The sequence below is a fragment of the Pseudomonas sp. SDI genome (assembly GCF_003105155.1).
Classification (GTDB): domain Bacteria; phylum Pseudomonadota; class Gammaproteobacteria; order Pseudomonadales; family Pseudomonadaceae; genus Aquipseudomonas.
Genome location: NZ_QETK01000005.1, coordinates 118,877 through 131,169 on the forward strand (window position 1 = coordinate 118,877; position 12,293 = coordinate 131,169).

The window sequence follows — 12,293 nt, forward strand, 5'->3', positions numbered from 1 at the left end:
TACCGATGAAGGACTATTTGCAGGCGATCAAACGCTGCGCACCGCGCATGCCGAAAACGCCGTTGAGCAAGCCGCTGGCGCCCAAGGCCAGTATCCAGCCCCCCAAGCCACAGGTAAAACCGCCGGTAAAGCCGCCGGTCAAGCCAGCCATAAAACCACCGGCACAGCCGCAAAAGCCAGGCATCAAGCCGGCAATCAAACCGCCCGCCTCATCGTTCAAGCCCGGCGTCAAACCACCGGTCAAGTCCGGGCTGAAGCCCTCCCGCGCGAAAATGGAAATGCTCGGCAACCTGGCGATAGCCATTGCCACTGTGTTCGGCGTTGGCGTGGCGGCCTGGCCACAGATCAAGGAGCAGCACCCCGACGCCCGACAGAACAGCGACGGCAGTGTGACCTTTGCCGATGGCAGCATCCAGCACAGCGATGGCCGCATCGAGTACCCCGGCACCGGCATCCTCTACCCGGATGGCCTCTTTGTTTTCGAGGACGGCTCGCAGGTGCAGGGCAAGCGCCAGGCCGATGGTTCGTTCACGTTTCCTCAATGAGTGAAGCCTCCTGCCCGTTCAGGGCAGGCGCTTGATCAGAGAAATTGTTCCGCGTAGTGACACGCCACCTGTCGGCTACCCACTGCGCGGAACACCGGCTCTTCAGTTGCACAACGCTGCGTCGCATGCGGGCAGCGCTTGTGGAAGGCGCAACCGGAAGGCGGATTGAGCGGGTTGGGCAATTCGCCGGCAATCTTGATTTTCGGCTTGAGCGGGTCCGGGTGAATGGTCGGGGTGGCCGACAGCAGCGCCTGGGTATAAGGGTGCAGCGGCTTGGCGTAGATGTCTTCCTTGGGGCCCATTTCCGCCGGGCGACCGAGGTACATGACCAGCACCTGATCGGCCACATGCCGCACCACCGCGAGGTTGTGCGAGATGAACACGTAGGCGGTGTTGAACTCTTTTTGCAGGTCCATGAACAGGTTCAGCACCTGGGCCTGGATCGACACGTCCAGCGCCGAGGTTGGCTCGTCCGCCACCAGCACTTTCGGTTGCAACATCATTGCCCGGGCCAGGGCGATCCGCTGGCGCTGACCGCCGGAGAACATGTGCGGGTAACGCTGATAATGCTCGGGACGCAGGCCCACCTGCTGCATCATCGACTGGACCTTCTCACGCCGTTCGGCCTTGCTCAGGTTGGTGTTGATCAGCAGCGGTTCGGCCAGTTGGTCGCCGATTTTCTGCCGCGGGTTGAGCGAGGCGTACGGGCTCTGGAAGACCATCTGTACATCGCGGCGCAGCTGTTTGCGCTGATCCTTGGTGGCGCCGTTGACTTCCTGCCCGGCGATTTTCAGTGAGCCGGAGGACGGCTCCTCGATCAGCGTGAGGGCGCGGGCCAAGGTCGATTTGCCGCAGCCGGACTCGCCGACCACGGCCAGGGTCTTGCCGGCCTCCAGTTCGAACGACACGCCATTGAGGGCACGCACCAGGGCGTGGCCTTTGAACAGGCCGCGAGACACTTCGTAGTGACGGGTAAGTTCGCGGGCGGTTAGAACGACGCTCATTACGCCACCTCCTGGTTCAGCGGGTAGAAACAACGCACCAGGCTATGCGCCTGGGGATCGAGGGCCGGCCGTTGCACGCGGCAGCTGTCCTGTACATACGGGCAGCGTGGCGACAGCAGGCAACCGACAGGACGGTCGTAGCGCCCGGGCACGATCCCCGGTAGGGTGGCCAGACGCTCGGCGCCCTCGCTGTGCTCGGGAATAGCTGCCAGCAGTGCTTCGCTGTATGGGTGCGCCGGCACGTTGAACAGTTCCGGCACCTGGCCCACTTCCACAGCCTGGCCGGCATACATCACGCAGACCCGCTTGGCGGTTTCGGCGACCACGGCGAGGTCGTGGGTAATCAGGATCAGCGCCATGTTCTGCTCTTTTTGCAGGTTCAGCAGCAGCTCCATGATCTGCGCCTGGATGGTCACGTCGAGCGCGGTGGTCGGTTCGTCGGCAATCAGCAGCTTGGGCTCGCCGGCGATGGCCATGGCAATTGCCACGCGCTGGCTCATGCCACCGGAGAGCTGGTGCGGATAGGCATCCAGACGGCTTTCCGGGGCCGGGATCTCGACCTTCTTCAGTAGCTCCAGCGCGCGCTGGCGCGCCGCCTTGCCTTTCAGGCCGAGGTGCTGGCGCAGCACTTCTTCGATCTGGAAGCCCACGGTGTAGCTGGGGTTGAGCGCGGTCATCGGGTCTTGGAAGACCATTGCCATGTCCTTGCCGACCACCTTGCGCCGCTGCCGGCCGCTGAGCTTGAGCATGTTGCTGCCATCGAAGGTCAGGGCATCGGCGGTGACTCGCCCGGGGGCGTCGATCAGGCCCATCAGGGCCATCATGGTGACCGATTTGCCGGAGCCGGACTCGCCGACGATGGCCAGCACTTCACCTTTGTCTACCGTCAGGTCGAGACCGTCGACCACCGGCACCGCCTTGGCATCGCCAAAGCGCACGTTCAGATTTTTTATTTGCAGAAGTGACATGGGGGCAACTCCTCAGGCGGCGTTCTTGAGTTTCGGGTCCAGCGCATCGCGCAGTCCGTCGCCCATCAGGTTGATTGCCAGCACGCTGAGCAAAATGGTCAGCCCGGGCAGGCTCACGACCCACCAGGCGCGTTCGATGTAGTCGCGGGCCGAGGCCAGCATGGTGCCCCACTCGGGGGTTGGCGGTTGTACGCCGAGGCCGAGGAAGCCCAGGGCTGCGGCGTCGAGAATCGCCGAGGAGAAGCTCAGGGTCGCCTGTACGATCAGCGGTGCCATGCAGTTGGGCAGCACGGTGACGAACATCAGGCGCGGCAGGCCGGCGCCGGCCAGACGTGCCGCCGTTACGTAATCGCGGTTCAGCTCGCCCATCACCGCAGCGCGGGTGAGTCGCACGTAGGACGGTAGCGACACGATGGCGATGGCAATTACGGTGTTGATCAGGCCAGGGCCGAGGATGGCGACAATGGCCACGGCCAGCAGCAGCGACGGCAGGGCCAGCATCACGTCCATCAGGCGCATGATCGACGGGCCGAGAATGCGCGGGAAGAACCCGGCCAGGAGGCCGAGGAACACGCCTGGAATCAGCGAGATCACCACTGAGGACAGGCCGATCAGCAGCGACAGGCGCGCCCCCTGGATCAACCGCGAGAGCAGGTCGCGGCCCAGCTCGTCGGTGCCGAGGATGAATTCCCAGTTGCCGCCTTCCAGCCACACCGGCGGGGTGAGCAGGAACTCACGGTATTGCTCGCTCGGGTTGTGTGGTGCTACCCAAGGGGCGAACAGTGCGCAGAACACGATCAGGCTCATGAACGCCAGGCCGGCGACCGCGCCCTTGTTGCGCGAGAAGGCCTGCCAGAACTCTTTGTAGGGCGAGGGATACAGCAGGCTCTGATCCACCGGGGTGGCGGCCTGGGCGACGTTTTTTGCAATCGGAGTAGTCATGGGTGCGGACCTCAGCGCTGATGACGGATGCGTGGGTTGGCCAGGCCGTAGAGGATGTCCACGACGAAGTTGACCAGAATCACCAGGCAGGCAATCAGCAGGATGCCGTTCTGTACGACAGGGTAGTCACGGGCGCCGATGGCTTCGATCAGCCATTTGCCGATGCCCGGCCAGGAAAAGATGGTTTCGGTGAGCACGGCGCCGGCCAGCAAGGTGCCGACCTGCAGGCCGAACACCGTGAGTACCGGAATCAGCGCGTTGCGCAGGCCGTGTACGAAGACCACGCGGGCCGGCGACAGGCCTTTGGCGCGGGCGGTGCGGATGTAGTCCTCGCGCAGCACTTCGAGCATGGACGAACGGGTCATCCGCGCGATCACTGCCAGCGGAATGGTGCCGAGCACGATGGCCGGCAGGATCAGGTGCATGAGCGCGTCCTTGAAGGCGCCTTCTTCGTCGCTAAGCAGGGTGTCGATAAGCATGAAGCCGGTTTTCGGCTCGATGTCATAGAGCAGGTCGATGCGTCCGGATACCGGGGTCCAGCCCAGGCTCACGGAGAAGAACATGATCAGGATCAGCCCCCACCAGAAAATCGGCATCGAATAGCCGGCCAGCGAGATGCCCATGACCCCGTGATCGAACAGCGAACCGCGTTTGAGCGCGGCAATGACCCCGGCCAGCAGGCCAACGATGCCGGCGAAGAACAGCGCGGCGATGGCCAGTTCCAGGGTGGCGGGGAACAGGGCGAGGAACTCGTTCCAGACGCTTTCGCGGGTGCGCAACGACTCGCCGAGGTCGCCGTGGGCGAGCTTCTCGACATAGTCGAGGTACTGCGCCGGCAGTGGCTTGTTCAGCCCCAGGCGCTCCATGGCCTGGGCGTGCATTTCGGGGTCGACCCGGCGCTCGCCCATCATGACCTCGACCGGGTCGCCGGGGATCAGTCGTATGAGCGCAAATGTCAGCAAGGTGATGCCGAAGAAGGTCGGGATCAGTAGTCCCAGACGCCGGGCAATAAAACTAAACATCTTCTGGTGTACCTCGTCAGCCGGTTAGGCATGCCCACCAGCACCCGGGTAGGGCGCTGGGGGCGTTTCTTGTTCTACTTCACCAGGGTGGTAGCGAAGTTGTTATTGGTCAGAGGGTTGATGTGGTAACCCTCTACATTGGCGCGCATGGCGGTGAAAATTTTCGGGTGCGCTATGTTGAGCCACGGTTGATCCTCATCGTACACCGCCAAAGCCTTCATATAGAGCGCTGCACGCTCATCGGTGGCGGTCACTTCGCGGGCTTTGCTGATCAACGCCTGGAATTGCTCGTTACACCAGCGGGCATAGTTTTCCCCACTTTTGACCGCGTCGCAGCTGAGCAGCGGGCTGAGGAAGTTGTCCGGGTCGCCGTTGTCGCTGGCCCAGCCAGAGGAGACCATGTCGGCTTCGCCCTTTTTCGCCCGGCGCAGCATTTCTGCCCATTCCATGACCCGGATGTCGACCTTGAGGCCGATCTTCGCCAGGTCGGCCTGGAGCATTTCTGCACTCAGCCTTGGGTTGGGGTTGGTCGGGCCGCCGCCGTTGCGGGTAAACAGGGTCAGTACGCTACCTTCCGGCACGCCGGCTTCCTTGAGCAGGGCACGGGCCTTGTCGAGGTCGCGGGGTGGGTTCTGGTTGCTGGTGTTGTAGCCGAGCATGCTCGGCGGGTAGGGGTTGACCGCCACCAGTGCATTGCCCTTGCCGAACAGCTGGTCGACGTGGGTCTGGCGGTCGAAGGCCATGCTGATGGCCCGGCGCACGCGGACATCGCTGAGGTAGGGGTGCGTGGTGTTCATCGAAATGTAGCCGGTGGTCAGCGCTTCGATCTCGGCGATTTTCAGATTGGCGTCGGCCTTGACGCTGGGCACGTCGTCGGGCTTGGGGTACAGGGCCACCTGGCACTCGTTGGCGCGCAGCTTCTGCAGGCGGGTGTTGTTGTCGGTGGCAATGGCGAACACCAGGGTGTCGCTGGGCGGTTTGCCGCGGAAGTAGTCCGGGTTGGCCTTGAAGCGTACCTGGGCGTCCTTGTTGTAGCGCTGGAAGATGAACGGGCCGGTGCCGATCGGCTTGTTGTTGAGGTCGCCGGTTTTACCGGCGGCCAGCAACTGGTCGCCATACTCGGCGGAGTAGATCGAGCTGAAGGCCATGGCCAGGTCACGCAGGAACGGCGCTTCGGGGCGGGTGAGGCTGAATACCACGGTGCGATCGTCGGTTTTCTCGACGCTTTTCAGCAGATCCTTGAAGCCCATGCTTTCGAAATACGGGAAGCCGATGCTGGTCTTGTTGTGCCACGGGTGATTCGGGTCGAGCTGTCGTCGGAAACTCCACAGCACGTCGTCGGCGTTCATCTCGCGGGTTGGCGTGAAGTAGTCGGTGGTGTGGAACTTGACCCCGGGGCGCAGGTGGAACGTGTAGGTCAGGCCGTCGGGGCTGACCTCCCACGACTCGGCCAGTGCCGCTCGCACCTCGGTGGTGCCGGGCTTGAAGTCGACCAGGCGGTTGAGGATGGTTTCCGCCGACGCGTCGGCGGTTACTGCGGTGGTGTATTGGACGATGTCGAAGCCTTCCGGGCTGGCTTCGGTACACACCACCAGCGGCTTGGCCGAAAGGCCCGCCGCAGCGCCCAAGAGGACGGCTGCCAGGGCAGCCTGTAGGGGTAACAATTTCATGGAACCTCCCTGCTTGCAGTCTAGCCAGCGTAGACGCCACGACCGGTCGGGTAACCGGTCGTGGCGCTGCGGGCTTATAGAATGTTGAACGGAATGGTGGTCACCACGCGGAACTCGTCCAGGCTACCGTCGGCCTGGTTCTTGCTGGCGCGGTGGGCGGTGTAGGTGGCGCGGATGCTGGTGTCTTTGAGAGCGCCGCTCTGCACCGCGTAGCTGGTGCCGAAGCCCCACTCGTAGTGGTTTTCGCCATTCATGTTGCGCACATCGTAGCCGTTGCCACGGTAGTGGGTACCGTCGATGCCCCAGCCGCGGGCGTTGTACAGGCTGAACTTCAGGCCCGGTACTCCGAACTGCGCCATGTTCAGCGCGTAGTTGATCTGCAGGGACTTCTCGTTCGGGCCGTTGAAGTCGGAGAGCAGGGAGTTGGCCAGGAAGATCGCGTTGGTGTCGTGCAGGTAGTCGAAGTACTCGTTGCCGTCCACCTGCTGATAGGAGAAGGTCAGGGTGTGCGCCTGGTGGGTCAGGCCGAACGACAAACTGTAGGTGTCGTTGTCGATATCGCCCAGTTTGCTTTTACCTTCGTCCTTGGTCTTGTAGTAGTTCAGGCCAGTGGTCAGGCCCAGCACTGCGTTGTCGCCCAGGCTGTGGGTGGCGCCGAAGTAGTACTGGTTCCACAGGTCTTCGACGTTGGACACGTAGACGCTGGTTTTCAGGCTTTTCAGTGGCTGGTAGTTCAGCCCCGCTATGTTCACATGGTCGGCTTCCTGGGCGCTGCTGCCGTATTCGGAGCGGAACTTGCTGGTGCCTTGCTCGGTACGGGTGGATACGCGGTCGAAGGTGCCGGCATCGAACGACAGGTTGTCGAACTCTTCGCTGTGGAGGCTCACCCCCTCGAAGCTCGACGGCAGCGCACGGTTGCCGATATAGGCGATTACCGGGGTGTCGATCGACTGACGCCCGGCGGTGAGCGTGGTGTTGGAGATCCGCGCCTTGACGTTGGCCAGGCCGAGCTTGCTCCACTGGCCGATGACGTCGCCGTCGCTGTGGGTCAGGGTCCGGTTGTTCGGCCCGGCCACTGCTGCACGGCCCCGCTCCAGGGCAATGGCGTTGTAGGCGGCGACTTCGGTGCTGAAACCGACGGTGCCTTCGGTGAAGCCGGAGGTGTAGTTGAGGATGGTGCCCTGCACCCAGTTGTTACGGCTGTGGGTGTCGTGGGTGGTGCCATCGCTCTTGCGGTACTTCCACAGCGCTGCGCGGGCGGCGCGTTCGTGGGCGTACCAGTTGCGGGTCGAGCCGGACAGGCTTTGGCCATCGATGAAGCCCTTGGCCTGCGACTGCGCGCTGGTGGTCTTGACGGTAACCGGGACAACGTCCTGGCTGGCGGATTCGGCGTGGGCCATGACGGTCAGTCCGGTGAGGGACATGGCCAGTACTGCTTGGGTAGTTCGTCTCAAGATAAAGCTCCCTTTTCTCTTTTTTATTTACCGTCTGGCCTTGTGGGCCTGGCGGGTGTTGCACTGGAAAGCAATCGTGTGCAGGTGGTGCTCAGTCGACACTGACCCCGGAGAAGTTGTTGCGACCGAACGGGCTGACCAGGAAACCCTCGACCTTGGCACTGAGCGGCTGGTTGACCGTGGAGTGGGCAATCGGGGTAATCGGCACCTGCTGTTTGAGGCGCTGCTGGGCCTGACGGTACAGCGCGGCGCGCTGCTCGCGGTCGGTCACGGTCTTGGCCTGCTTGACCAGGCTGTCGTACTGCGGGTCGCACCACATCGAGTAGTTGTTGCTACCGATGGCGTCGCAGCTGTAGAGGGTACCTAGCCAGTTGTCCGGGTCGCCGTTGTCGCCGGTCCAGCCAATCAGCATGGTGTCGTGTTCACCGTCCTTGGTGCGCTTGAGGTATTCGCCCCACTCGTAGCTGACGATCCGAACCTTGAGGCCGACCTTGGCCCAGTCCTGTTGGAGCATTTCGGCCATCAGCTTGGCGTTGGGGTTGTACGGGCGTTGCACGGGCATCGCCCAGAGGGTGATTTCGCTGCCTTCCTTGACCCCGGCGGCCTGCAGCATGGCGCGCGCCTTGTCCGGGTCGTAGCCGGCGTCCTTGATGGTGTCGTCGTACGACCACTGGGTCGGCGGCATGCTGCCCACCGCCAGTTGGCCGGCGTCCTGGAACACGGTCTTGACGATGGCCGCCTTGTTCACCGCCATGTCCATGGCCTGGCGCACGGCCAGTTGGTCGAACGGCTTGTGGCGGGTGTTGTAGGCGATGTAACCGAGGTTGAAACCGGGCTTCTCGATCACCTGCAGGCTACTGTCGGCCTTGAGGGCGGCAAGGTCGGCCGGGCGTGGGTTGAGGGTGACCTGGCATTCGTTCTTGCGCAGCTTCTGCACGCGCACCGAGGGGTCGGTGTTGATCGAGAAGATCAGTTGCTCGACCTTGACCTGCTCCGGGTCCCAGTAGCCCTTGTGCGCACGGTAGCGGATCTGCGAATCCTTCTGGTAGCGCTGGAAGGCGAACGGGCCCGTGCCGATCGGTTTCTGGTTGATGTCGCTGGGCTTGCCCGAGGCAGTCAGCTGCTCGGCGTACTCGGCGGAGAGAATGCCGGCGAAGCTCATGGCCAGGTTCTGGATAAAGGCGGCGTCGACGCTGTTGAGGGTGAAGCGGACGGTGTTTGCATCGAGTTTTTCGATGCTGGCGATGTTCTTGTCCAGGCTCATGCTGGTGAAGTAGGGGAACTCGGTGGGGTAGGCCTTGCGGAATGGGTGGTTGCTGTCGAGCATGCGCTGGAAGGTGAACAGCACGTCGTCGGCATTAAATGTACGGCTCGGTGTGAAGGTCTTGTTGCTGTGGAACGTGACGCCTTCGCGCAGGTGGAAGGTGTAGACCAGCCCGTCGGTCGATACATCCCAACGGGTTGCCAGCGCCGGCTTGACGCCGGTGGCACCACGCTCGAACTCGACCAGCCGGTTGTACAGCGGCTCGGCGGCGTCGTTGTCGGTGGCGCTGGTGTACTGGGCCGTATCGAAACCGCCCGGGCTGCCCTCGGAGCAGAACACCAGACTGTCCTTGGCCAGGATAAAGGGTGCCTGTGCCAGCAAGCCTGCGCTAAGCAGGGCGGCGAAAAGAGAGGTAGAACGCATGGGATTCCAATCCTTTTTTTCGAGTTGTGCGAGCAATCCATGGCGCACAGCAAGCCGTCTTCCGCCTACTGCAGCGCCCCTGACACGGTAGGGGCGTGCAGGTCGTCCGAGGAGGTAAGAAAGGGATAGGTAGCTGTGGGAAGTTTCCGAACGTTGCACCGAATCTTCTGAATTGAAAGATCTGGAAACGTTCGTAGGCCCGAGCCAGTAGCCAGCCGATGCCCCGGGCCGCCTTTAGACGGTACCGGGGCACCCCGCCGCTACTTGCTTACGCTCACCCCATAGAAGGAGTTCAAGCCAAACGGGCTGATCTTGAAATCCTGTACGGTTGTGCGCATGGGCTGATACACCGTCGAGTGGGCGATCGGTGTCATTGGCACCTGGTCTTTCAGGCGATGTTGCGCCTGTTGGTACAGTTCGGTGCGCTTGGCTTGGTCGGAGGTGGCCTTGGCCTGTTTGATGAGGTCGTCGAAGGGCTTGTCGCACCACTTCGAGAAGTTGTTGCCGGCCACCGCATCGCAGCCGAAGAGGGTGCCGAGCCAGTTGTCCGGGTCACCGTTGTCGCCGCTCCAGCCAATCAGCATGGCGCCGTTCTCGCCACCTTTGGAACGCTTGATGTATTCACCCCACTCGTAGCTGACGATCTTGGCGTTGATGCCGATCTTCTTCCAGTCCGATTGCAGCATTTCGGCCATCAGCTTGGCGTTGGGGTTGTACGGCCGCTGCACGGGCATGGCCCACAGGGTGATCTCGGTGCCTTCCTTGATCCCGGCTTCCTTGAGCAGTTGCTTGGCCTTCTCCGGGTCGAACGGGGTGTCCTTGATGGTGGTGTCGTAGGACCACTGGGTCGGCGGCATGGCGTTGACCGCCAGCTGGCCAGCGCCCTGGTACACCGACTTGATGATTTCCGCCTTGTTCACCGCCATGTCCAAGGCCTGGCGCACCTTGAGCTGGGCCATCGGGTTCGGCGCGTTGCTGCCCTTGATCTTGTCCATCACGTTGTAGGCGATGTAGCCGAGGTTGAAGCCGGCCTGGTCGGGCATCTTCAGGTTCGGGTCGGCCTTGAGCGGCTCGATGTCGGCCGGGCGCGGGAACAGGGTGACCTGGCACTCGTTCTTCTTCAGCTTCTGCATGCGCACCGAGGCGTCGCTGGTAATCGAGAAGATCAGGTTGTCGATCTTCACGTCTTCTGGCTTCCAGTAGTCCTTGTTGCCGGTGAAGCGAATGTTCGAGTCTTTCTGGTAGCTCTTGAAAACAAATGGGCCGGTGCCGATCGGCTTCTGGTTGATGTCGGCCGGCTTGCCCTGCTTGAGCAACTGGTCGGCGTATTCGGCGGACTGGATCGAGGCGAAGCTCATCGCCAGGTTCTGGATGAACGCGGCATCGACGCTGTTGAGGGTGAACCTGACGGTGTGCTCGTCAACCTTTTCGACCTTGGCGATGTTCTTGTCCATGCTCATGTCGGTGAAGTACGGGAACTCGCTGGTGTAGGCCTTGCGGAACGGCATGTCCTTGTCGAGCATTCGATTGAAGGTGAACAGCACGTCGTCGGCGTTGAAGGTGCGGGTGGGCTTGAAGTACGGCGTGGTGTGGAACTTGACCCCTTCGCGCAGGTGGAAGGTGTAGGTCAGGCCATCGTCGGATACCTCCCAGCGGGTGGCCAGGCCCGGGATGACCGCGGTGCCTCCACGCTCGAACTGACTCAGGCGGTTGAAGATCGTCTCGGCTGAGGCATCGAAGTCGGTTCCGGTGGTGTATTGGCCCGGGTCGAAACCCGCCGGGCTCCCTTCGGAGCAGAACACCAGGTTGCTGGCCGCCTGGGCGAAGGGGGTGCTGGCAAGCAAGCCTGCACCGACTAGAAACGGAATGACCGCGTGTTTGAGCATGGTGGCCTCATTGTTGTCATTTTTGAATTGAGGGCGGCCTCATGAGCCGACCTGTGGATACTTATGCAGGCCCCATACCCAATGCAACACTCAAAAAGAGGGTGAGGGCAAAAGGGTGGTACGAACGTACAAGAATGTCGCATTCGTGTAATTTTTCACGAAGTTGATCGTTTGCGAGGGGGGAAATAGTGTTTTTTGAGAACTATTACTGTGCGCACAGTCATGGTGCGCACCAGAAGTGTGCGCTTGGTGTTACCCGCTAGCAGGTGCCGTAGCGACAGAAGTCGCTGCGCCACCCACGTTTCCCGCTGTTACGGCAGTTGCACTTCGATGGTGCCGTCGGCGCTCATGCTGACGTCGCTGGTGCCGGGTTCGACGGTCGGCGTCGCGGCCCCTTCGGCGGCATCGGCCATGGCCATTTTCATCATCGGCGCGCGCGCATACGGCTGTGGGTAGCCGCTGCTGTTGAGGTTCAGGTTGACCACTTTGTAACCCTTGCCGCCGAGCGCTTCGGTGGCCAGTTGGGCGCGCGCCTTGAAGGCTTCGACGGCGTCCTTGAGCAGGGCATCTTCGCTGGTTTTGCGCGTGGCCGGGGCAATGGCGAAGTCCATGCTGCCCATTTTCAGGGTTTGCAGCAGTTCACCGGTGAGCTTGGACAGGGCCGGGAAATCGCTGCTTTCCAGGCGCAGTTCGGTGCGCTCGCGCCAGCCGGTGATTTTCTGACCCTTGTTGTCGTAGATCGGGTAGCTGTTCCGGCTGCCCTGGCTCAGTTTCACTTCCTTGACCGCGCGGGCCTGGTCCAGCGCCTTGTTCATGGTGGTGGTGATTTCGCTGGCGAGCTTGCCCGGATCGACGTTCTGCGATTCGGTGTAGAGGGTCACGACCATGAGGTCGCGGGCAACTTCCTTGCTGACTTCGGCACGCAGCGAGATCTGGTTGTAGCGGGGCGCTTCGGAGGCCAGGGCTGGCACGCTGGCGAGCAGGCCGGCGGCCAGGAGGAGGGTGGCGCTGCGACGTGGGCTGAGCATGTGTAACTCCTTGAAAGATTGGCGTGGGCACTGAAAAACCGTTCCACGCAGGCCCCTGAGACAGCGAAAAGTATAGGCAGGTTCAAA

The 12,293-nt window shown here is 62.2% G+C and carries 10 protein-coding genes; 1 reads left to right on the plus strand and 9 read right to left on the minus strand.

All coding sequences use genetic code 11. The features are described 5' to 3' along the window. Window positions 1–5: 5 nt before the first annotated feature. Complete coding sequence (locus DCO48_RS04825) at window positions 6–545, plus strand: hypothetical protein (protein WP_116549479.1); 540 nt, start codon at window positions 6–8, stop codon at window positions 543–545. A 35-nt stretch (window positions 546–580) separates the two neighbouring features. On the opposite strand, the gene DCO48_RS04830 is transcribed toward DCO48_RS04825, so the two are convergent. From DCO48_RS04830 to DCO48_RS04870, 9 genes are all read right to left on the minus strand, one after another. Then, window positions 581–1,549: a peptide ABC transporter ATP-binding protein gene (locus tag DCO48_RS04830; protein ID WP_116549480.1), complete on the minus strand. Its 969-nt coding sequence runs from the start codon at window positions 1,547–1,549 to the stop codon at window positions 581–583. Beyond that, window positions 1,549–2,517 (minus strand): ABC transporter ATP-binding protein, encoded by a 969-nt coding sequence (locus DCO48_RS04835; protein ID WP_116549481.1) that lies wholly within the window; start codon window positions 2,515–2,517, stop codon window positions 1,549–1,551. Before DCO48_RS04835 ends, DCO48_RS04830 begins: the two co-directional genes overlap by 1 nt. Before the next feature lie 12 nt (window positions 2,518–2,529). Further along, entirely contained in the window at window positions 2,530–3,459 is a 930-nt protein-coding gene (locus tag DCO48_RS04840; protein ID WP_116549482.1) for an ABC transporter permease subunit, read from the minus strand. Between the two features lie 11 nt (window positions 3,460–3,470). After that, complete coding sequence (locus tag DCO48_RS04845) at window positions 3,471–4,481, minus strand: ABC transporter permease subunit (protein ID WP_116549483.1); 1,011 nt, start codon at window positions 4,479–4,481, stop codon at window positions 3,471–3,473. A 74-nt stretch (window positions 4,482–4,555) separates the two neighbouring features. Next, window positions 4,556–6,151 (minus strand): ABC transporter substrate-binding protein, encoded by a 1,596-nt coding sequence (locus DCO48_RS04850; protein WP_116549484.1) that lies wholly within the window; start codon window positions 6,149–6,151, stop codon window positions 4,556–4,558. A 74-nt stretch (window positions 6,152–6,225) separates the two neighbouring features. Then, window positions 6,226–7,575 carry an OprD family porin gene (locus DCO48_RS04855; protein ID WP_116549485.1) on the minus strand — a complete coding sequence of 450 codons (1,350 nt, stop codon included), beginning with the start codon at window positions 7,573–7,575 and terminating at the stop codon, window positions 6,226–6,228. Between the two features lie 121 nt (window positions 7,576–7,696). Further along, window positions 7,697–9,292 (minus strand): ABC transporter substrate-binding protein, encoded by a 1,596-nt coding sequence (locus tag DCO48_RS04860; protein ID WP_116549486.1) that lies wholly within the window; start codon window positions 9,290–9,292, stop codon window positions 7,697–7,699. 260 nt (window positions 9,293–9,552) lie between these two features. Then, entirely contained in the window at window positions 9,553–11,178 is a 1,626-nt protein-coding gene (locus DCO48_RS04865) for an ABC transporter substrate-binding protein (protein ID WP_116549487.1), read from the minus strand. 311 nt (window positions 11,179–11,489) lie between these two features. Further along, window positions 11,490–12,206: an SIMPL domain-containing protein gene (locus DCO48_RS04870; protein ID WP_116549488.1), complete on the minus strand. Its 717-nt coding sequence runs from the start codon at window positions 12,204–12,206 to the stop codon at window positions 11,490–11,492. Window positions 12,207–12,293 lie beyond the last annotated feature (87 nt).